This window comes from Shewanella sp. Isolate13 (genome assembly GCF_022398325.1).
In the GTDB taxonomy this organism is placed as follows: Bacteria; Pseudomonadota; Gammaproteobacteria; order Enterobacterales; family Shewanellaceae; genus Shewanella.
In genome coordinates this window covers 50,356-70,740 of sequence record NZ_JAKEVD010000025.1, presented here as the reverse complement: position 1 = coordinate 70,740, position 20,385 = coordinate 50,356, and the positions used below count along the sequence as shown (strand labels likewise).

The 20,385-nt window shown below is 46.6% G+C and carries 19 protein-coding genes; 13 read left to right on the top strand and 6 right to left on the bottom strand.

Features of this window, described 5'->3' with window-relative positions; translation table 11 throughout:
- Nucleotides 1-180: 180 nt before the first annotated feature.
- The gene (locus tag L1D44_RS15505; RefSeq protein WP_239892051.1) at nt 181-1,707 is read left to right on the top strand and encodes a sigma-54 dependent transcriptional regulator; all 1,527 of its coding nucleotides are present in this window, start codon (nt 181-183) and stop codon (nt 1,705-1,707) included.
- A 129-nt stretch (nt 1,708-1,836) separates the two neighbouring features.
- Here L1D44_RS15505 and L1D44_RS15500 read toward each other — a convergent pair whose 3' ends face one another.
- Nucleotides 1,837-2,994 (bottom strand): porin, encoded by a 1,158-nt coding sequence (locus L1D44_RS15500; protein ID WP_239892049.1) that lies wholly within the window; start codon nt 2,992-2,994, stop codon nt 1,837-1,839.
- 1,013 nt (nt 2,995-4,007) lie between these two features.
- On the opposite strand from L1D44_RS15500, the gene L1D44_RS15495 reads away from it, so the two are divergent.
- From L1D44_RS15495 to L1D44_RS15465, 7 genes are all read left to right on the top strand, one after another.
- On the top strand, nt 4,008-5,270 hold the full coding sequence (locus L1D44_RS15495) for an HlyD family efflux transporter periplasmic adaptor subunit (RefSeq protein ID WP_239892047.1): 1,263 nt from the start codon (nt 4,008-4,010) through the stop codon (nt 5,268-5,270).
- Between the two features lie 32 nt (nt 5,271-5,302).
- Nucleotides 5,303-5,593: a hypothetical protein gene (locus L1D44_RS15490; protein ID WP_239892045.1), complete on the top strand. Its 291-nt coding sequence runs from the start codon at nt 5,303-5,305 to the stop codon at nt 5,591-5,593.
- 79 nt (nt 5,594-5,672) lie between these two features.
- On the top strand, nt 5,673-6,410 hold the full coding sequence (locus L1D44_RS15485; RefSeq protein ID WP_239892044.1) for an ABC transporter ATP-binding protein: 738 nt from the start codon (nt 5,673-5,675) through the stop codon (nt 6,408-6,410).
- Between the two features lie 21 nt (nt 6,411-6,431).
- A complete protein-coding gene (locus L1D44_RS15480) occupies nt 6,432-7,733 on the top strand; it encodes an ABC transporter permease (protein ID WP_239892053.1) in 1,302 nt (433 codons plus the stop codon).
- Nucleotides 7,734-7,760: 27 nt separating this feature from the next.
- The gene (locus L1D44_RS15475; RefSeq protein ID WP_239892042.1) at nt 7,761-8,972 is read left to right on the top strand and encodes an FtsX-like permease family protein; all 1,212 of its coding nucleotides are present in this window, start codon (nt 7,761-7,763) and stop codon (nt 8,970-8,972) included.
- A 126-nt stretch (nt 8,973-9,098) separates the two neighbouring features.
- Entirely contained in the window at nt 9,099-10,508 is a 1,410-nt protein-coding gene (locus L1D44_RS15470; RefSeq protein WP_239892040.1) for a sigma-54 dependent transcriptional regulator, read from the top strand.
- A gap of 30 nt (nt 10,509-10,538) precedes the next feature.
- The gene (locus L1D44_RS15465; RefSeq protein ID WP_239892038.1) at nt 10,539-11,906 is read left to right on the top strand and encodes an ATP-binding protein; all 1,368 of its coding nucleotides are present in this window, start codon (nt 10,539-10,541) and stop codon (nt 11,904-11,906) included.
- Nucleotides 11,907-12,415: 509 nt separating this feature from the next.
- Here the strand turns inward: L1D44_RS15465 and L1D44_RS15460 are convergent.
- A complete protein-coding gene (locus L1D44_RS15460; protein WP_239892036.1) occupies nt 12,416-12,988 on the bottom strand; it encodes a TetR/AcrR family transcriptional regulator in 573 nt (190 codons plus the stop codon).
- 22 nt (nt 12,989-13,010) lie between these two features.
- On the bottom strand, nt 13,011-14,438 hold the full coding sequence (locus tag L1D44_RS15455; protein ID WP_239892034.1) for a coniferyl aldehyde dehydrogenase: 1,428 nt from the start codon (nt 14,436-14,438) through the stop codon (nt 13,011-13,013).
- 169 nt (nt 14,439-14,607) lie between these two features.
- On the opposite strand from L1D44_RS15455, the gene L1D44_RS15450 reads away from it, so the two are divergent.
- The 3 genes from L1D44_RS15450 to L1D44_RS15440 all read left to right on the top strand — a co-directional run bounded on the left by L1D44_RS15450 (nt 14,608) and on the right by L1D44_RS15440 (nt 16,029).
- Nucleotides 14,608-14,988 (top strand): STAS/SEC14 domain-containing protein, encoded by a 381-nt coding sequence (locus L1D44_RS15450; RefSeq protein WP_220767416.1) that lies wholly within the window; start codon nt 14,608-14,610, stop codon nt 14,986-14,988.
- A gap of 102 nt (nt 14,989-15,090) precedes the next feature.
- Complete coding sequence (locus tag L1D44_RS15445; RefSeq protein WP_220767417.1) at nt 15,091-15,522, top strand: universal stress protein; 432 nt, start codon at nt 15,091-15,093, stop codon at nt 15,520-15,522.
- 63 nt (nt 15,523-15,585) lie between these two features.
- Entirely contained in the window at nt 15,586-16,029 is a 444-nt protein-coding gene (locus tag L1D44_RS15440; RefSeq protein WP_239892032.1) for a universal stress protein, read from the top strand.
- 95 nt (nt 16,030-16,124) lie between these two features.
- Here the strand turns inward: L1D44_RS15440 and L1D44_RS15435 are convergent, their stop codons facing one another.
- From L1D44_RS15435 to L1D44_RS15425, 3 genes are read right to left on the bottom strand one after another with little or no spacing between them, the layout of a single operon-like run.
- Nucleotides 16,125-16,703, bottom strand: coding sequence for a DUF924 family protein (locus L1D44_RS15435; protein WP_239892030.1), 579 nt, complete (start codon nt 16,701-16,703; stop codon nt 16,125-16,127).
- Nucleotides 16,704-16,705: 2 nt separating this feature from the next.
- Nucleotides 16,706-18,202, bottom strand: coding sequence for a PH domain-containing protein (locus L1D44_RS15430; RefSeq protein WP_239892028.1), 1,497 nt, complete (start codon nt 18,200-18,202; stop codon nt 16,706-16,708).
- Nucleotides 18,192-18,794, bottom strand: coding sequence for a PH domain-containing protein (locus L1D44_RS15425; RefSeq protein WP_239892026.1), 603 nt, complete (start codon nt 18,792-18,794; stop codon nt 18,192-18,194). Before L1D44_RS15425 ends, L1D44_RS15430 begins: the two co-directional genes overlap by 11 nt.
- A 175-nt stretch (nt 18,795-18,969) precedes the next feature.
- Here L1D44_RS15425 and L1D44_RS15420 point away from each other — a divergent pair, with 175 nt between their 5' ends.
- Both L1D44_RS15420 and L1D44_RS15415 read left to right on the top strand, forming a co-directional pair.
- Entirely contained in the window at nt 18,970-19,266 is a 297-nt protein-coding gene (locus L1D44_RS15420; protein WP_239892024.1) for a helix-turn-helix domain-containing protein, read from the top strand.
- Nucleotides 19,267-19,514: 248 nt separating this feature from the next.
- Nucleotides 19,515-20,261, top strand: a complete 747-nt coding sequence (locus tag L1D44_RS15415) for a TorF family putative porin (RefSeq protein ID WP_239892022.1) — start codon at nt 19,515-19,517, stop codon at nt 20,259-20,261.
- Nucleotides 20,262-20,385: the final 124 nt, after the last annotated feature.

Here is a 20,385-nt window from a genome sequence, read left to right as displayed (position 1 = left end):
TTCTAAGCTTGTCTTCATGTTTGATTTATTTTTATATATATTTATATGTGGCATCGACCACAGTTTTATATATGTCTTACTCGTTTTGTATCTGTTTCCGATTATTTATGAACAGGAACACAGAATCACGAAATATAATGATCTACCATCACGAAACTTCGTGGCCACCTCGACATATCAATGAAACAAGAATTTTATCATCAGGCTACCCAGTGCTTATGCAGCAGTTTGTCGCTGGAAGTTGCTCTGCAAAATTATTATGGATACGTAAAACAGTATCTGCCTATAGATGGCATTTTTCTCAACATCTATCGGCCGGAGCATGCAGACATTCAGTTTCTCGCCCATGTTAACGAACAGCAGGCCGTTGCACTCGACAAACAGGTGAAGATCTCTGCCGAAATGGGGCAGGTACTGCAGCAAAACGATCGTCCAGTGATCCGTATTATCAATGATATTGAGCAGGATAAGGTCACCAGCTTTGTGGCGCCTCAGGTGATCCCTGAAATTGGTTCAGTGATCTTATTGAGGATGATCAGTGATAACACACATTTAGGGGTCGTGGGCTTTTATGCTAAGCAAGCGGGCTTGTTCAAGCCACTGCATGCTGACTTGATAGAACCTCACAAAGATACCTTCTCCCTGATCACCGCCTTTAATTTGCGCGGCAGAAACTTGCTCAGAGCCAATCAGGTGCTTAGCCAAGAAAACGACAGCCTTAAGCGAGCTATGTTTTCTGCCGATGGCGTTGTTGGCGCTGAAGGTGGTCTTAAAAAGGTAATGGCCCAGGTCGATGCCATTGCCGAGTTAAATACTAGTGTACTGATGCTAGGAGAAACCGGCTGCGGTAAAGAGGTGATCGCCAACGCGATTCATGCCAAATCAAACCGAGTTAATCAGCCTTTTATTAAGGTGAACTGTGGCGCAATTCCTGAGAGTCTTATCGATTCTGAACTCTTCGGATACGAAAAGGGGGCCTTTACTGGCGCAGAGAGCCGAAAAGCGGGTTATTTCGAGCAGGCAAATGGTGGCACCATCTTCTTAGATGAGATCGGAGAGTTACCTCTATCGGCACAGGTGCGGTTATTACGTGTACTGCAGAACAGCTCGATAACCCGGGTAGGTGGCTATGAAAATGTCGATCTTAATATTCGAGTCATAGCGGCGACTCATAGAAATCTGCAGGCCATGGTACATGAGAAAACCTTTAGGGAAGATCTCTGGTATCGCTTATCCGTTTTTCCGATAGAGATCCCGGCGCTGCGTCAGCGTAGAAGCGATATTCCACTGTTAGTGCAGTATTTTATCGAGACATTGGCGGCGAAGTTTAATCTAGAGCAGTTACCGAGAGTGATGCCTGAGCAACTAGCCGTGCTAAACAATTACAGCTGGCCAGGCAATGTGCGTGAACTGATTAACGTACTTGAACGAGCCATCATTCAAAAACCTCAGGGCCCACTAAGCTTCGAACTGCTACAAGCGCAATCTGATGAAGAGATAACCATCAAAACAGGGCAAACAATCGTCGTCGATCCAAGCTACGCTAGCGACAAGCTGGTGCCACTAGATACTATGATAGGTAAGTATATCAGCCATGCGATGCGTATCACGGGTGGTAAACTCTACGGACCGGGCGGCGCGGCTGAGCTATTAGATATCAACCCTAACACACTAAAAAGTAAGATGAAAAAACTAGGGCTGTGTTAGCACTCGTGTTAGCGATTTAGGCGTCATAACCAATAAAAAAACACTTCCAAGGAAGTGTTTTTTTATTGGGCAGGGGGACAAATGTTAGGCTCTAAGAGCCTAATCATTCACTATCAGAAGTCATTAGCACTAGAAGAAGTAGCGAATACCGACTGCATAGCTATTGTCTTGTAGATCCTCAAAGCTCTTATCGTCCATCTCACTGAAGTCGATTTTGGCTTCGGCAAACATCACTGTGTCGTTGCTGTAACGGTAGTGCAGACCGACTACGGCAAATTGACGAGCCCAGTCACCTTGAATCGTTGTCGATGCATCGGTATCTAGGTCTTGGTAAGACAATAAGAAAGTAGGAACGAAGCCATTTTCGTACTGATAGGCAATCAAGAATTCTCCGCCTGTTGAGTCGTAGAGTTCACCGGCGACTAGCTCATTTTGTTTACTCTTGTGGGCGTTGAAACCAACATAGAAGCCATCGGCATCGCGGTTAGGGGCATACTGGTAGAAAGAACCATACTGTGCGCCAACACCGATTATCTCGTTAGTGTCATCCACTTTTTCACCCGCTAACTCTCCCGTGAAGTCACCACGGTTAAAGCCGGCAAGCACCTTAAACTTATCGGTGAAGTGATAGGTTAAGCTAGCACCATAGCTAGTATCGAAACTCACATGAGAACCATCGTCCAGTGCGATACCATCTTTGTCATACAGCGCCACATCACCATTTTGCTTAGCCGCATATTGAAGTGCGATGCTCAAGTTGCCAAATGAGTTGCGGTAAACAAAGGCCGAGTCGGCACGACCCGCACCGGTTAGGCCGCCGTCACCAAAGGTGTAGGCACCTACAGAATAACCAGTGTAAACATTAAGTACGTCGGTGGTGTAAGCCACATCGTAGTAGACACCCCACTGTTTACCGAACGTTAAGCTACCCCACTTGTCGTTTGCTAGCCCCACGTAGCCTAATCGATTGAATAAGAAGTCAGAGTTTTTCTCTGCACCTAGTTGGCCGCCTGAGTAGCTTAGCGAGTCATCGCTAGTGACCATATTAATGCCCCACTCGGTATGGGCAAAGCTACGCCAGCCATTCTTCTCTTGGCGGTCGAAACGAAAGCCCACACGTGAGAAGTTGTCGACTACGGCTGTGTCGTGAGTGTCATTAATTGCTGCAAAGCCCAACCAACCCATCATATTGATGCTATTGGTTTGGTCATTGTAGATCTCAACGGCCTGCGCTGAACCCGCCATCAAAATTGACGGAATTAAAAGCGCCAACAGTTTCTTATTCATATCATTTTCCCTATCTTTTTATTTTGTTAAAGCTAATCAATATTGGTTTTTACCAATTACGCCTAGCAGAGCAGCTAATGTGCCAAAGGGGGAAAAGCTGAGTTTATGGGTAAGAAGTTGGAGCAAGATCCACGAACCACGAAATATCGTTAAAGGGGATCGTTAAATATCGTGCCAAAAGTGAAATATCGTTGTTAAAAGGTTTAAAGAAGGAGTTAAAAGAAGGTACTAGGTTCTAGGAAAAGCAGGTCCTAGGAAAGGCAAACTGCAAAGACGATGAAAAGCAAAGCCGAACGGCCTGCGGCCTTGCGAGCGTGACTGCGTCACTCACAGAACGCTACGCTTACGGAAAGGCAAAGAAAGGTCCTAGGTTCTAGGAAAAGCAGGTCCTAGGAAAGGCAAAGAAGAGACAAAGGTCGTGATTTTTGCTTTTCCTAGCAGGGCGAAGCCCGTCCTCGAAGCGAAGCGCCCTAGGATCTAGGACCTATGTTTTAAAGCAAAGACGGGTAAAGCAAAGCCGAACGGCCTGCGGCCTTGCGAACGTGACTGCGTCACTCACAGAACGCTGCGCTTACGGAAAGGCAAAGAAAGGTCCTAGGTTCTAGGAAAAGCAGGGCTTAGGAAAGGCAAACTGCAAAGACGATGAAAGCAAAGACGGGTAAAGCTGAGATAGGAAAAGCCGGAAAAGTATTGGCTGTTGTAGATTGGGCTTTAGCCGTCAAGCTTGTCCTTTTCCTAGCAGGGCGAAGCCCGCCCTCGAAGCGAAGCGCCCTAGAATCTAGAATCTAGAACCTAGAACCTTGTTTCAAATCGGACACTTTCCCCATATCGGACATTCCCGCTAATTTATCGGACACTTTCGAGCTGTGTCCGCGGACACTTATAACCTTGTCGACACCGCTGTTTGAGTTAAGTGGATGTTTATTAGTTGTTTATTGTTTTTGGCATGCCCTTTGTATTAATAGACTTATCAATACGGTAATTGTTAACAACGGACACTTTAGGGAAAGAAGATGATTCAGGATACCAGTGCACAAGATGTGATAAAGCAGCAGAGCAAGGCGAGCAGATTGAAGCGTCCGCTGATGTTTGGTATTGCTGCCTTACTTGTTTCTGGTCTCGTTTGGTCGAGCATGGATAGCGACTCGATTGCCAGTTCCATTAAGCGTTCGGAGCTGAGGTTTGCCACCTTAGAGCGCGGTACCCTAGTTCGTGATATCCCTACTACGGGCAAGATTGTCGCCGCCAATGCGCCGGTGCTTTATAGCCCAGAGCAAGGCTCAGTCACCTTGATTGCTAAGCCCGGTGACAAGGTTGAGCAAGGCGAGGTGGTAGCAACTATCGAAAGCCATAGGCTCACTAATAATTTAAAACAGCAGCAAGCAGTGCTTGAGGGGATGAAAAGTTCCTTGGAGCGCGCTCGTCTCGATGCTCGCCGCCAGCAGCTTAAGGCCCAGCAAACCTTAGATATGGCGAAAGTTGATTTAGAGGCTGCCGACCGTGAAAGCCGTCGTGGTGACCAGCTAATCGAGTCAAAGTTAATCAGCAAAATCGATTTCGAAAAGAGTAAAGATGATCTGCATAAGGCTAAATTACTGTTTGCCCATGCGGGTCAAGAAGCCCAGTTGATGAAAGATACCTTGACCTTCGAGCTTAAGAACACCGCTCTAGAAGTTGACCGACAGGCTCTGGTGGTCAAAGAGCTCGAACGTCAAGTGGCGGCGCTCGATATCACCGTGCCCGTTGGTGGGATTATTGGTAACTGGCTCACGGAGCAAAAGGCACGTATTGGGCAGAGCCAACCCATCTTGACCGTTGTCGATCTTAGCGCCTTTGAAGCTGAGCTTGCAGTGCCAGAGTCTTACGCCGATGAGTTAGGCATAGGTATGGCGGTTGAGTTGAGCTTTGGTTCCGAAAGAGTGATGGGCGAGCTGTCCTCTATCTCTCCAGAGGTGCGTAATCGTGAAGTGACCGCAAGGGTGCGATTTGAGCAAACTGACAGTTTGCAGCTGCGTCAGAATCAGCGTCTTTCGGCGCGAGTATTACTGGAGCACAGACCCGATGTGTTGATGGTTAAGCGCGGGGCCTTTGTTAATAGCGGTGGCGGCCAAGAGGTTTACGTGATGCATGGCGATATTGCCGAGCAAACACCCATCCAGTTAGGCGCACGCAGCATGAGCCATATCGAAGTGATCCAAGGTGGCCAAGAGGGAGATATCTGGGTGACCTCAAGTGTTGAGCCTTTTAACAATGCTGCACAAGTGATCGTTCGCTAACTGAATAAGCAAGCCGAATAAGGAAGCTGACAATGAATAAAGCAATTAGCAGAGTTAATAGCAAAGTTAGTCGCAAAGTTAAGCAGATGAACAAACATCAAGCCATTACCGCAGCGGTACTCATGTTGTTGGTACTAGCGGTGCAGGTTTCGACCGATAGGGCGGGAGACTGGATGTTTATCGGGCTTAACCTGATTGAGTTTAGCAGTGGTGCAGAATCGCACTTAAGTACAGTGTCTGATGTCGCGCTGAGTGATGGCCAGATTATTGGGCAGCTAATCAGTCGTACTCTCGAGTGCCTCATTTCATCGCTTACCCAATAAGCGGTTTAAATCAAAATGAATACAGATCACCAAGCCGTTTTTAGTGTGATGGATAAACAGAATTAAAGGAATATAGACCATGTTATCGATGAACAACATCAGCAAAGTATTTAAAACGGATTTAGTGGAAACCCATGCATTACGAGACTTTAACTTAGAGGTCAAAGAAGGCGAATTTGTTGCGGTTACCGGACCATCAGGTTCGGGTAAAACCACCTTTTTGAACATTGCTGGATTACTCGAAGGCTTTACCCATGGCGACTACTTTCTCGATGGCGTGAATATTTCAAACTTAAGCGATAACAAGAGTGCTGCTATTAGAAATGAGAAAATTGGTTTCATCTTTCAGGGTTTTAACCTGATCTCTGACTTAAACCTAGCCGAGAACGTAGAGGTGCCATTACGCTATCGTGGCTTCAATGCCAAAGAGCGCAAAATCCGTGTCGAGCGTGCGCTTGAACAGGTAGGACTCGCCTCGAGAATGAAGCATCTGCCAACGCAGCTTTCAGGTGGACAGCAGCAACGTGTGGCAATAGCCAGAGCTTTGGCGGGTGAGCCAAGATTCTTACTCGCGGATGAGCCGACAGGTAATCTCGATAGTTTAATGGCACGTCAGGTGATGGAGCTACTTGAAGATATTAACAAGGCTGGCACCACCATCATCATGGTCACCCACGATGCGGATCTTGCTCGTCGGGCTCAGCGTAATATTCAGATTGTCGATGGCCAAGTGTGTGATTTCACCATGTATCAAGGTGAAGCCACTACAGCTAGAGGCAAGGCCGAGTCCATCGCAGATGCCGCGTCAGTAGCTTAATGGTTTGCTAAGGAGAGCATGATGTTTTTTTATTATCTGGATCTAGCCTGGCGCAGCATTAAGAAGACGCCGTTTCTATCTCTACTGATGATCCTCGCCATCTCAATTGGTATAGGCATCACTATCACTACCTTGAATATCTACAAGATGGCATCGATAAACCCAGCTGGCGAGCGTTCATCGCAGTTATTTGCGGTGCAGCTGATGAGCCAAGACATTGATACTTGGGAGACGATTAATGAGCAGATCACCTATCAAGATGCCTTTAACCTCAGCCAGAGTGATGTGCCAGTAAAGCAGGCTGCCATGTTTAGAACCGGCCTTGCGGTGCAGACTGAGGATGTCAATTTCTCGCCTATTTTGGAGGGCGTACGGGTAACCGGTGGTGACTTTTTCGACTTGTTTGATGTGCCGTTTATCTATGGTCGCAGCTGGGACAAGCAGGTGGATGAAGAGGGCGGTTATAAGGTTGTCATTAGTGAGGATATGAATAAAGAGGTCTTTGGTGGTGGCGATAGCGTGGGTAAAACACTGCTGCTGAACCGTAAACCTTATCAAGTGGTTGGTGTCATCGAAAACTGGAACCCGAGCCCTAAGTATTACGACGTTAACAACGGGGCTTTTAATGACTCCGCCCGTATCTATGTGCCTTTCTCACTCGCGCCTATCGAGGAATTTGAGAGCTGGGGCAATAACCAAAGCTGGCGTCATGAAGGTATCCGCACCTACCAAGACAGACTGAACTCTGAGATGCATTGGCTGCAATATTGGGCTGAGTTAGATACCAGTGCAAAGCAGCAAGAATATCGAGAGTGGTTAGGACGTTACGTGGAGCAGCAACAACAGATTGGTCGCTTTAAACGCCCCGATGCCCGCGGTGAAATTCGTGATGTCGCCCAGTGGTTGAACTTTAACAAAGTCGTCCCAGAAGACAACAAGGTATTGGTGGGGTTGAGCGCGCTGTTTTTGGTGGTCTGCCTAGTCAATATGCTGGGGCTACTCTTGGCTAAATTTTTAAAGCGCGCGCCAGAAGTGGGGGTCAGGCGAGCGATTGGCGCGAGCAGATTACAGATCTTCTCTCAGCACTTAGTGGAAGTGGGCTTGATTGGTTTTTGTGGCGGCGCTCTGGGTCTGTTATGGGCTTGGATGGCACTGTATTTCTTATCCTCTAAATTCGATTTAGAAGCATCGTTGGCGCAACTGGATCAAAGCATGTGGTTGATAGCACCGGTTATCGCCGTTAGTGCAGCCATTGTTGCAGGGATTTATCCCGCATGGCGTATTTGCAGCACTAATCCCAGTGTTTACCTCAAGAGTCAATAAAGTACAGAATGACAAAGGACTTCATTTATGTTGCAAGTTAAACCCATATTAAGCATGTTAATGCGTAATAAAAGTGGCCCTCTATTGCTGCTAGTGCAAATCATCTTATCGGTTGCGATTGTCGCCAATGCCAGTTTCATTATTAAGGAACGTGTCGGGTTAATATCACGAGAGTCAGGGATCGTTGAGTCAGAGGTCTTTGATTTAACGGTTTATAATTTCGATGAATCAATTATTGCTCACGAGCAGAACCTGATTGACGTCGAGATCATACGTAACCTAGATGGCGTTAAAGCTGCAACCTCAAGCAGTATGACACCACTCAGTGGTGGCGGTTGGTCTTCTAACTTCTCCTATGGCACGAGTGAGGAGGATCGTAAAGATACTCCAAATGCGGCGCTTTATTATGGTGATGAGCAATTTATCTCGACGTTAGGGGTGAAGCTGATTGAGGGGCGTAACTTCTATCCCGATGAAGTCAGTAGTGGCGGCCCTGAGCTGGCAAATTTAGCCATAGTCTCTGCTGACTTTGCTAAAGACACCTTTGGCGATGAGTCTGCAATCGGCCAGATAATGTATTACGGCAATATTGGCGACCAACCCATAAAAATTATTGGTGTGGTTGAACGTTTGCAAAGTGCATGGGTTGATTATTCAAATATCAATCGCAGTGTGATCCTCAATACTGAATTGGGATCGGCTTTCACCCGATTCTTAGTGCGCGCCGATGAGTCAGCCATTGCCGATTTAAAAGAGGCAATTCCTGCCGCGCTGCATAAAGAGCACCCTAATCGTGTGGTGAGTGGCTTCACCACAATCACTGAGCATCGCAACAGCTCATATCGTGACCATGAGCTGATGGCGACAGTGCTGTCTATGATGGTGGTGCTACTGTTACTTATCACTTCTTTAGGACTTGCCGGTATGGTGATGTTTAATATTGAGCGCCGCACTAAGCAGATAGGTACACGTCGAGCCCTTGGGGCGAAGAAGCGCGATATTGTCAGCTTCTTTCTGGTGGAGAACTACCTGTTGTGTCTCGTTGGGGGACTGCTCGGCGGCTTGATTGCGGTGCAACTTGGTCAGCAATTAATGACACTTTACAGCTTGCCTAAGCTAGAGCTTATCTACCCAATAGCGACCGTGGCAGGCTTACTGGTACTCACCACCATAGCAGTGCTCTTTCCGGCGCAAAAAGCGGCAAAAATCTCGCCTGCAACAGCCACTCGCAGTGTGTAATCTGCAGCTGCTGATACGTAAAAATGCTATCTAATTGTTGGCCAAATGTGAGCTTAGCTTTAACTCTGTTTGGCTTTCAGTTAGTTTTATAGGCAGCCCTCTAACACAATTAATAATAACGAGTTTATGGATAAAATCCTGATTGTCGATGATAACCAAGCCGTGTGTAATGCCTTGGCTTTAATGCTGGAGCTCAATGGATATCAGACGCTTACCTGCCTCTCGCCCGATGTCGCCCTCGAACTCGTCCTGCTACATGATGTGGCGCTGGTGGTGCAAGACATGAATTTCACCCAAGACACCACCTCTGGGGAAGAAGGGCGCAGCCTGTTTTATGCCTTACGTCAGTTGCAACCCCAGCTTCCCATAGTATTACTGACGGCCTGGACTCAGCTTGAACTTGCCGTTGAGCTGGTCAAAGAGGGAGCGGCTGACTACATGGGCAAACCTTGGGATGATGCAAAATTACTCAACAGCATCAGCAATCTGATTTCGCTGCATCGCTTAGCAAAAGATAATGCCAAGCTAAGCCGAGTGGAAAACCAACGTATGGCGGCGATTAAAGGTGCCGAACTGTGCGGAATCGTGTTTAACAGCGGCGCCATGCAGCGCTGTGTCGACCTAGCGCTGCAGATCGCAAAATCTGATGTGTCGGTGTTGATAACAGGCCCCAACGGTGCCGGTAAAGATAAGCTCGCCGATATTATCCACGCTAATTCATCTTTAAAACTGCAGCCCTTTATTAAGGTCAACATTGGTGCGCTACCGATGGAGTTACTCGAAGCCGAGTTATTTGGCGCAGAAGCGGGCGCTTTTACTGGGGCGACCAAGACGCGTATCGGCCGTTTCGAGGCTGCCGATGGCGGCACACTGTTTCTCGATGAGATCGGTAACCTGCCACTTTCAGGGCAAGTAAAACTGCTGCGCGTGTTGCAAACTGGAGAGTTTGAGCGACTGGGTAGCCATCAAACCCGCAAGGTGAATGTTCGGGTGATAAGTGCCACTAACGCCGATTTAGCACAAGATATTCAAGCGGGGCGATTTCGTGAGGATCTCTTCTACCGCCTCAATGTGATTGAGTTGCCATTGCCCGCGCTTAAAGAACGTAAAGATGATGTGTTACCGCTGGTTGAGCACTTCATTGGAACTGACTTTTCTCTATCTCGCCAGACTCAACAGGCTCTACAGGCACACCCTTGGCCTGGTAACGTACGCGAGTTGGAAAATGCTTGTAGGCGGGCGGTGATTTTGGCTAACTCCCCCGAGTTAACCGTCGAGGACTTTGGGCTTGAGCTACATAGCGGCAGCGTTATAGAGCCTAAAGCGCTACCAGAGCATCAGCTATCAGAATCCCCGTTGAATGCTCCTGCAGCTCAAAATGATGTGGTTCAAGATGGCGAAGTTCAAGATGAAAAGGCAAGCATCGAGTCGGCATTAGCGCAACACCGCGGCGTGATTGCACGGGTGGCCAAATCTTTAGGCCTGAGCCGGCAAGCCTTGTATCGTCGCATGGAAAAATATGGCATAGATAAATAATTTAATCTGGGAAAGGACAATAATAACAATATGAGTCTGAAGCTACAGATTTCACTTAGAGCGAAATTGATCCTCTGTGCAGTTATGGCATCCATGCTGGGTTTAGCGTTGGCGTTTGGCTGTCTGTTATGGCTTGGCTCTGATGAGTTTGTGCTAGAGTTTAAGCAGCAAAGCGGCTTGTATTTGTTGATTTTTCTGACGATGCTACTGCTAGTCGCTGGACTGAGTTATTTAGGTACCCGTCAACTCGCCACTAATTTGTTGGCACTGGAGGTGGGGTTACTTAACTTTAAAGATAATGACTTTAGTGTGAGCATTCCGGTAAGCGGAGATAGCCAGTTAAAGGCATTAGCAAAGCTATTTAACGAGTCGGCGCAAACCCTACGCAAAGAGCGGCAATATATCTACCAGCGTGAATTGTTACTCGATAAGGTGATACAAAGCTCGCCCAATGTGATGCTGCTACTCGATGATGAAAAACGGATTATCTATGCTAACGATGCGGCGCGACATCTGTTTCATAATGGGCTACGTATTGAAGGAATGTCGCTGTCACAACTACTGAACGAGGCCCCCGAAGCCTTGGTAGGGGCGCTTAACAGCCCCAAGGATGGCTTGTTTTCGCTAAGTCGAGATGGCGATCAAAATGAGCTAGAAACTTGGCATCTATCACGAGGGCAGTTTCTATTAAATGGTCAGTTCCATCACTTGGTACTACTAAAGCAGCTGACTCGAGAGCTGAACCGTCAAGAGGTTGCGGTATGGAAGAAGGTTATTCGCATCATCAGCCATGAGCTGAATAACTCGGTGGCACCGATAGCCTCAATGGTTAACTCTGGAAGAATGATCACGAAAGAGCTTAACGACCCAAAGCTAAAGCTGATTTTCGATACCATCGAAGATCGTACCAGCCATCTTAGCCAGTTTATCTTCAACTATGCCCGCTTCGCTAAATTGCCGCAGCCAACCAAGGCACCAGTTGATTGGCTGAAGTTAACCGATCAGCTTAGGCAACATTATCAGTTTAGGCTTCTTGGGGAATTACCTCTGCGAACGATGAGCTTCGATCTTATTCAGATGGAGCAGGTATTGCTGAACTTACTCAAAAATGCCCATGAATCAGGTTCAGATTTAACTAAGATAACCTTAGAGATCAGAGAGCTAAACTTGGCCGATCCAACTCAGGGGATCTGTATCGAAGTTAAGGATGAAGGCTTAGGAATGTCTGCAGGGGTGTTGCAGCAGGCACTGTTACCTTTTTACTCGACAAAACAGTCTGGTACAGGGCTGGGCTTACCTCTTTGTCGTGAGATTGTTGAGGCTCACGATGGCACTATTAGCTTGCATAACCGCGATAAGAAGGGCTTATGTGTGAGTTTATGCCTACCTAGGTGTTAGGCTTTATGGTGTTGATTGACTAGATGTTAACGAGCTAGGAAACCAAAAAGGTCAGCAAGTTGCTGACCTTTTTCTTGACGGATAAATGCCCCTCACTACACAGAACATTTTTTTAGTTCGGGGGTAGAGATTTGTACGGGCTGAATTAATCGAGTCGGCCTTAAAACTAGGGTGCCTTGGCAGTGCTCGCAGATGTAATGCAGTTCTTCGCTACAGCGCTTGCAATAGGTACACTCCAGTGAGCAGATATAGGCGACCTCTTTACGCGCTAACTTGGTTTTGCACCGTCGGCATTGGGTTTTCATTCTTAACATATATTCACTCCTTCGAATAATGCATCTAACAACACGATAATAGCTGTCAGGCTAAAGGATAAGTCTGTAACCGTGTTTCAGGCTCGCTAAGCTTTCATCGCGTACCTTTATTTCGTCACAAAAAACCGCAAAGCTTAACCGTTTATACTCTTCATCTTTCCATGATGCAGGGTTGTCTATCGTGTATCGTGCTCGCTAAGCTTTCATCGCATTCCAAAACATTGCAAAGCTTGAACGCTTATACTCTTCATTTTTCCATGATGTTGGGTTGTCTATAAAGTATCGCGTGGCCGCTAAATATTGGCCATGGCAACTCTCTAACATCAAGGATAGCGGATAATCGGCTAAAACTCCCGCTTTTTGCCCCTGTTTAATAAGCTGCCCCATAAAGCCTAAAATGCTGTTCATTGCCTGTTGTCTAACCTTCGATGCGATCGATGGAGACATCGAATATTGCTGGAAAAATTCCTGTTTAAGGGGGTTATCCATCGCCCAGTCTATGGCCACCAGCCACAGGTTTTGCGCGTCTTTTTTTAACTCCCCCTTTTGACTGATTTTTGATTGTATTGCATCGGCAAACTCCTGCTTAATCGATAGGTAAAGGTGATTGATCAGCGCCTCTTTTGAGGGAAAGTGATGAAATAGGGTCCCTGTTGCCACCCCGGCCTGTTTGGCTATCGAGGCGGTAGAGGTGGCGTAAAAGCCTTGGCTGACAAATAGCGTCAGCGCGGTGTCCAAGATGGCTTGTTTTTTATCGATACGACTCATCAGGTTTACAGCTCAGTTACGATTAACGAAGAAAAAATTTCATCAATAGGCGCTGGATAAAGCCACCATAGGGAGGATGTACCAGTTTGCCTGTATTGAGATACTTACCGCGGCTAAGCACGGTTTTTGCGTGACTGAAGGTTAGGAAGCCCTCTTTACCATGATAGTGTCCCATGCCCGACGGGCCGATACCACCAAAAGGCGCATCGTCAGCTGCAACGTGAAATACAGCCTCGTTAATACAGACGCCGCCAGAGTGAGTGTGGTTAAGCACATGCTGTTGAGTCTCTTTGTCGAAGCTCATTAGGTACAAGGCAAGTGGACGAGGGCGCTGGTTAACATAATTTATCGCCTCGTCGATATTGTCATAGGGGATGACAGGTAATAACGGGCCAAAAATCTCATCCTGCAACACTAACATGTCATCGTTGGCATTGCAGATAAGCTGGGTTGGCATCTTGCGCTTGTCGGCATTAATGGCTTCATCGTTGGCGCTAATAATGCCGGCTCCTTTACTCTTAGCGTCATCGAGTACTTGCATGATCCTATCGAACTGACGTTGGTTAATCACACTGCCATAGTCTTTGTTGTCACTGACTTGCCCATACATGCTGGTGAATTTTTTCTTATAGGCCTGAATAAAGCTGTCGAGCTTGGCGCGAGGAACTAGCACATAATCTGGGGCAACACAGATCTGTCCGGCATTTAAGCATTTACCGTAGATCATACGTTCGACTGCGATAGTCATGTCGATATCATCGGCCACAATAACGGGCGACTTACCGCCAAGTTCGAGCGTGACTGGGGTGAGGTTGTCGGCGGCGGCGCGCATCACATGGCGGCCAACCGTGGTTGAGCCAGTAAAGAGCAGGTGGTCGAACGGTAGTGATGAAAACTCGGCGGCAACTTCAGCCTCTCCCTCAACACAAACCACATGTTTGCTATCAAAGATGCTGCTTAACATCGCCTTGATCACTTGGTTGGTTTCCGGCGTGAACTCCGATAGCTTTATCATGGCGCGGTTACCCGCGGCTAGGGCGGTGATAAGTGGCCCAACTGACAGCATAACAGGGAAGTTCCACGGTACGATAATGCCAACCACGCCAAGTGGCTGGTAGTGGACCTTGATTTTGGCTGGTGACAGCAGCAGACCTGCGTGGCGGGAGCTTGGCTTCATCCACTTCTTAAGGTGTTTTAGGCTGTAATTGATGTTGTTAATACAGGGCATGATGTCGGAGATCATGCTGTCATCAATTGAACGGTTACCATAGTCGCGGCTCAGTGCGGCGACTAGCTGCTCTTGATGGCTGAGTATGGCGGCTTTCAAGCTCTTTAGGTGCTCAACTCTGGCGTCATAGCTAGGTGCTGGCTCATTTAAATAGCAGCTTCGCAGTTCGATTAAGATTTGCGAGAGGGGTTGTGATACCTGATTGTCTATGTGCATGTTCATTTACTTAGCTCCAGAGTTGGCTCTTAAATAACCGACTGATTAGTCGGTCAGATAATAATGAAGTTTTTATTAAAGATCAAATAACAGGCTTAAATGTGACCAAGATCAAATTCAATAATCGCCAGAGCTCTAAAATTAGAGTAGGTACTTAGTTAACTAAGGAATAAAAATGAGCAGCAATGTGCATGGAATATCTGTGGGAATAGAGCGCAGTGGTAGCAAGTTTTATATGACATTCGTTGCTGTCGGCAAGCTCACCCATGAGGACTATGAATATATGGTTCCTATGTTGGAGTCGGCGATTGCTGGGGTCGAGGAGCCTCAAATCAACGTATTGGCCGATATTAGCAAACTCGATGGCTGGGAGCTGCGTGCAGCATGGGACGATCTAAAGTTAGGGGTCGCCCATGGCAAGGCGTTTGAAAAGATTGCCATTGTTGGTGAAGGCAAGCTGCAAGAGTGGGTGACGAAAATGACCGACTGGTTTACCCCTTACGATGCGAAGTTTTTTGAGAGTAAAAAAGAGGCACGTGAGTGGCTTAATGACTAACCTTATTAGTAAGGAATAGTATTGAGTATAGTTTAAGTCATTGCCATAAAAGCGGTATTCACAATGGCGATAGCAAGTGAATAATGTTTGGAGGAAATCGTTATGCGTAGTCGTCAAATTTTATGTCCAACGGACTTTTCGGAGACTGCTTCTCATGCATTAAAGTATGCCATTGAAATGGCTAACTTATATCATGTGGGCCTACGTATTGTGCATGTTATTGAGCAGCCGATGGGCGTTGATAATTACCAAATTCTCACCATCACACCCGAAGAGCTAGCACAGAGTATGGAAGACTCTGCCGCAGAGAATATGAAGCAGTTATTAACCGAGCTTAAGAGTGAGCTCTCCGTAGAGTCTGTGATCCGCCACGGTAGCGCCGCAGAGCAGATCCTTAAAGAGGCTGAGGGGGCTGAGGCGGGAATGATAGTGATTGCCAGTCATGGCCGTACTGGAATATCGCATTTCTTGCATACGAACGTGGCTGAGGCCGTGGCTAACCGAGCAAAATGTCCGGTATTGGTCGTTAAGTAGTTGCTGTATTGATTACAGTATTAATGGCAGTCAAGCATAGATAGGCTTGATTGAGGAGAGGGTATGCGTACTCGACAAATTTTATGTCCAACAGATTTTTCATTAACGGCATCCCATGCCTTGAGCTACGCCATCGAGATGGCCAATCTATATGGTGTGAGCCTACGTTTAGTGCATGTGATGAGCGAGCCTTTTAGTGAGCATCATTACGGTATCGCGGTGGACTCGGTGGAGCAACTCGATAGGCAGATAGAGGCCGCGGCAACTGAAAACCTAGAGAAACTGGAGTTGAAGATCCAGCAAGGGTTAAATCATGGCTTGACGGTGAAAACCGTACTTCGTAAAGGAGACGTGTTAGATAAGATCCTTGAGGAGTCCGAGGTCGGACAGGTCGGCATGATAGTGATAGCAAGTCATGGACATAGAGGAATTTCGCACCTGTTAAACCCTAATATTGCCGAAAGCTTAGCCAATAAAGCAAAGTGCCCAGTGCTGGTGGTGAAGTAGGCATAGAATAGTGGTTTTAACTGCGTTATGAGTTTGGGTGAAAAACAGCAGCCACACATTTATTTGTGTGGCTGTTTTTATTTGCGCTCTAGCGGCTAAAAACTTGAGCCGGGTTGCTGCAAGAAGTCCATCTCTTCTGCGGTTGACTCACGACCTAGGATAGCGTTTCTGTGGGGATAGCGACCAAATTGATCGATAATCTTCTTATGTCTTAGCTCAAAGTCTAAATTGGCTTTGGCCGCATCGCGATTGAATAACCTCACCGCAATCTCATGTATTAATGACGACTCACTGTGCATGTAGGGCATAAACAGAAACGGCACCTGTTTCGCCTTTAATTCTGAGTCGCAATTGAGTGCAACTGCCTCTTGGGCAAGCACTAAGGCGAGGGGATCGGCTGCAAACGCTTGCGCCGTATCACGATAAATATTGCGGGAGAACTGATCGAGAACGATGATCTCAGCCAATCGTCCCTGTGGCGTTGCTCGCCAATGATAGAGTTCACCTTGCACTGCTTGGGTTAATAATCCTGCGTAACGTTGTTTAATGAGCTCATCAAACTCACTGTCTTTTATCCACCACTGCTTAGGTTCAATCTCTTCAAACCAGAAGTGAATAATCATATCTGGGGTAAATGCCTGCTGTAATTTGTGCTCTTTTGCTAGTGTGTTCATAGCTATATCCAGTTTCGGTGGTCGTTATGAATAAGCACGAGTGCTCGCTCAGCAATCGTTCGTGCCGCAATGATAGAGATATAAGGCAGTTTTACTGTACCACTGGCGAGACCAATTTCAAGATTAGCCAAGCCACTGCGCTTCTGATTAGGAGACTGAGTTATTGCCACATGCTGAACCTTGCTCAGTGCAATGAGCTGCCAGCTTCGCCCAAGCAACCCAGAATGAAACCAAAGATTATTGCCTTCGAGTCGATAGCCATATTGGCGATATTTTAAGTAAATGGCTATGCAAAATAGGCTTGCACCTATCCAAAGCAGATCGGTAAACAGGTTTAAGCCAATAGAGTAGGTATTAATTGCAGGCACTAAAAACGGCAGAAACCCACGACGCCAAAACCAACCCATATGAATGCGCTGATATTGATTTGGTAGCCGAGTTGAGCTGGCTTCGACCCCTTTAAGCCTAGGCAAAAGCTCGGCGATATCGGCTCGGCTCATGCTGGGAACCAGCATATTGGTGCTACCGCGCTGCTCGACTTCGTGACCCTGAACCTGTTTAAAGTACACAGTCCAAAGCTTGAGTAAACGACCTGCCAAAGGTTGATAGAACTTAATAACTTGAATCCGTCTTATAGCCAGCGCGTCATTTTGTTTGGCAATGATGCCACCGGTGCGATGTAGCGTGTTTCCGCTACGGCTTAATTTATAGGGAAAATATTTAAGCACTGCCGATGCGATGGAAATGACAGAAAAGAGTAAGTAAAACCCAGCTAAGGCCACAACCCCAAAAACAAGCTGCAGTGCAATACTGACGGCGATATGAGTATTGTACCAAGCCCAAAACGACTGTAATAATTGCAGATTTTCCATTGACTCCCAATCTAATTGACCAAAAATCGGGCCAGCTATGACTGCCAACCAAATGGCGTTATTTTGGTAGAGGCCAAACAGAATAAGTTGCTTTAGGCTCTTTTTAGAAAGGGGCTCAACTTGCTTGCTGTGAGTCTGTTCTGCAGTTGGGGTTAGACTTGCCTGTTCATGCTCAGCCATCAGTTGCTTCTTTAAACTGAGTGCATCTTTATAGGGGAGCGCCGACAGCTCCGCCTCATTACGCTTAGAGCCGGCGGTTTCAACGACGATGCGATAAAGCCCCATAGGCCGAAAATAAAGGGGCTGCTCTAGGCGAACATTTTGGATCTTACTAAAGGGGAGTTCATCGGCTTTCTTAAAGATGATCCCGTGTTTAATGTTGAGCTTATTTGGTTCAAGTTGAAAACGAAATTTTAGCCATTGCAGCACACTAAAAACAAAGATCAGGCCTATAACAGCGGCAATGGCTACAATCACCCATGGGCTGCTAAAGCCTTGCTGCCAACCAGTGTATACCACAGGAATAAGGGCATAACCACTACTTAATAACTGCTTAGTGGTAAGTAGGGTAAAGCTAATGATTGACCACGGAGAAAGTGAGCTCCATTGAGCGAATTTATGACTCATCGCTAAGCTCTTCTGATTGTATCTTGCTTTGTGGGTTTACTTGAGCTGCTTGGGCTAATAGGTGTTGGCGTAGGTGTTCTGCCGTTTGTTGTTCGATACCTGGAAGCTCTATCTCGGCTGAGCCGCTACCCGCGCTGAAACACTTGAGTGTCGATAGATTAAAATGACGCTCTAAGGGCCCATGGGAAAGACTGACATGTTGTAGCCGAGAATAGGGAAGCGAGGTGCGTTTTACCCACCAAAAGCCTTGCTGCATAATGAGTTCATGGCTGCAGGTGGCATAGAAGATTGACTTGGCATGGCGATACCTTAACAAACCAACCAGCGCTATCAGCAGCACAACTCCGGTGAGTATGGCTAGCAACAATGGTAGTTCAAGTTCTCTCGGCAGAATGACAATCAGTGAAACTGCAATAAATGAGAGGCTACCAAATATCAGGTTTTCACATAACACTTGGGTGTAATGGCGTTTATCAATAGGCTGCAGCGCCACTTGATCAAAGCCCTGCCACTGACTTGGCACAACGACATCTCGGCAAGCTTGTTCGTCAATAGAGTCCGCTTCGTTGCTGATATTTTCACTGCTATCCATTTCAACTCTCGTTTGCGGTTATCAACGGCTTTTGACTATATCAGTATGTACGGCGTTATCGCCATAGGGAGACATATTTGGCAACATTTTGTTCTGTAATAAGCGAACAGTTATTACTTGTTATTTATTGTAAATAAAGTAGTTTATTGAAAACACCCTCAATAATGATAATGCCATGAGTCTCAATTTTACCGAATCGAAACAGCAGAAGGCTTTTCTAAGAAAGCTCTATATTGCTTACCTTATCGACAGTGAACGCCATAACCTATTGTCACTTCATAAAACAACTGAGATGCCTCGCCGAACCCTACAAGATGCCATTGCCGCCTTAGCTGACTTAGCGATAGAGTGTGAGTTTGTGCAAGATGGTGAGCGTAATAACGCCGGGTTTTACCGGATTAATCATTGGGGCGCAGTAAATAGAGACTGGGTTGAGCAACACCTTGCTGAGATCCAAGTTCAACTTAGCTAATTCCCATATCTAAGGTTAGGGCTAGAGCCCTAACTTTTCGATTTAACCTTAAACTAAGCCTCGCCTCGAACCGCTATTTTAGCGCCAAACAGGCTTTCTGTTGCAGAAAGCCAGCTCAATACTTTTATTCATATTCATTCATAATGTTGGGTTTTTAGTTCATATCTACTCGCAAGGTCATTAATAACTTGCTTGTAATATTTGCTCTAGACTTAGGTTGATACATATAAATCGAAACAAATATTGGGATGATGATTATGAAATTTACACATGCGATTATGCTTGGCAGTTTAGCGATGGCGAGCATGGGCTCAGCAGTTGCTGCAGACGACAATGAGCTTTTCGGTGGCGAGATCAGCGGTAACGTTAAGTTTGCTACTGACTATGTATTCCGTGGTGAGTCAGAGACTATGGATGGCGACGTACCTGTTGTACAAGGCACCTTAGGCTGGGCAAATGACGACGGCTGGTACACAGGTGTATTTGCTTCAAACATCAAGTTTGCCGATCCTAATCTTGAGATCGTCACCGCGCCTTATATCGGTAAAGCTGGCGCCTTTGGTGACAGCGGTTTTACCTATGATGTGATGGTATTTTCATATCTTTATCCTGGCGCTTCATATTCAAACTACACCGAACTTTGGCTTCGTGTTGCTAAGCAGTTCGGTCAGGCTAATGTACAGTTAGAAGTGACGCCTACACTAGATGATTGGTTCGGTGTTGATGGTTGGCAGGGTGTTAACTATGCGATTCATCCAAGCTATGACTTCAACAATGGCGTTAAGCTATCGGGTTCATTCGGCTATCAAGATCTTGATGGTGAAGGCGCCGAGGGCTGGACTCACTGGAACCTAGGTGTTGAAGCAAACTACGTGGGCCTGACGTTTGATCTTCGTTACCACGGTAGCTCAGTCGATGACACTCACTTAGTTTATGGTACGCAAACCGAAATCTTCGATGATCGTGTCGTATTTGGGGTTAGCAAGAGCTTCTAAGTTAATAATCTCAAAGTTATTTTTTAAAGCCAGCTCAATTTGAGCTGGCTTTTTCAGTTCTGACAAACTTTTCAAATAGTCACCGCACTCCTCAACTGCTCGCTTTACGTGCTAACTTGTGTAT

What these genes read in the sequence shown, in the direction of transcription:
- L1D44_RS15505 (WP_239892051.1), top strand. Translation starts at nt 181, where the DNA reads ATGAAACAAGAATTTTATCATCAGGCTACCCAGTGCTTATGCAGCAGT.
- L1D44_RS15500 (WP_239892049.1), bottom strand. Translation starts at nt 2,994, where the DNA reads ATGAATAAGAAACTGTTGGCGCTTTTAATTCCGTCAATTTTGATGGCG.
- L1D44_RS15495 (WP_239892047.1), top strand. Translation starts at nt 4,008, where the DNA reads ATGATTCAGGATACCAGTGCACAAGATGTGATAAAGCAGCAGAGCAAG.
- L1D44_RS15490 (WP_239892045.1), top strand. Translation starts at nt 5,303, where the DNA reads ATGAATAAAGCAATTAGCAGAGTTAATAGCAAAGTTAGTCGCAAAGTT.
- L1D44_RS15485 (WP_239892044.1), top strand. Translation starts at nt 5,673, where the DNA reads ATGTTATCGATGAACAACATCAGCAAAGTATTTAAAACGGATTTAGTG.
- L1D44_RS15480 (WP_239892053.1), top strand. Translation starts at nt 6,432, where the DNA reads ATGTTTTTTTATTATCTGGATCTAGCCTGGCGCAGCATTAAGAAGACG.
- L1D44_RS15475 (WP_239892042.1), top strand. Translation starts at nt 7,761, where the DNA reads ATGTTGCAAGTTAAACCCATATTAAGCATGTTAATGCGTAATAAAAGT.
- L1D44_RS15470 (WP_239892040.1), top strand. Translation starts at nt 9,099, where the DNA reads ATGGATAAAATCCTGATTGTCGATGATAACCAAGCCGTGTGTAATGCC.
- L1D44_RS15465 (WP_239892038.1), top strand. Translation starts at nt 10,539, where the DNA reads ATGAGTCTGAAGCTACAGATTTCACTTAGAGCGAAATTGATCCTCTGT.
- L1D44_RS15460 (WP_239892036.1), bottom strand. Translation starts at nt 12,988, where the DNA reads ATGAGTCGTATCGATAAAAAACAAGCCATCTTGGACACCGCGCTGACG.
- L1D44_RS15455 (WP_239892034.1), bottom strand. Translation starts at nt 14,438, where the DNA reads ATGAACATGCACATAGACAATCAGGTATCACAACCCCTCTCGCAAATC.
- L1D44_RS15450 (WP_220767416.1), top strand. Translation starts at nt 14,608, where the DNA reads ATGAGCAGCAATGTGCATGGAATATCTGTGGGAATAGAGCGCAGTGGT.
- L1D44_RS15445 (WP_220767417.1), top strand. Translation starts at nt 15,091, where the DNA reads ATGCGTAGTCGTCAAATTTTATGTCCAACGGACTTTTCGGAGACTGCT.
- L1D44_RS15440 (WP_239892032.1), top strand. Translation starts at nt 15,586, where the DNA reads ATGCGTACTCGACAAATTTTATGTCCAACAGATTTTTCATTAACGGCA.
- L1D44_RS15435 (WP_239892030.1), bottom strand. Translation starts at nt 16,703, where the DNA reads ATGAACACACTAGCAAAAGAGCACAAATTACAGCAGGCATTTACCCCA.
- L1D44_RS15430 (WP_239892028.1), bottom strand. Translation starts at nt 18,202, where the DNA reads ATGAGTCATAAATTCGCTCAATGGAGCTCACTTTCTCCGTGGTCAATC.
- L1D44_RS15425 (WP_239892026.1), bottom strand. Translation starts at nt 18,794, where the DNA reads ATGGATAGCAGTGAAAATATCAGCAACGAAGCGGACTCTATTGACGAA.
- L1D44_RS15420 (WP_239892024.1), top strand. Translation starts at nt 18,970, where the DNA reads ATGAGTCTCAATTTTACCGAATCGAAACAGCAGAAGGCTTTTCTAAGA.
- L1D44_RS15415 (WP_239892022.1), top strand. Translation starts at nt 19,515, where the DNA reads ATGATGATTATGAAATTTACACATGCGATTATGCTTGGCAGTTTAGCG.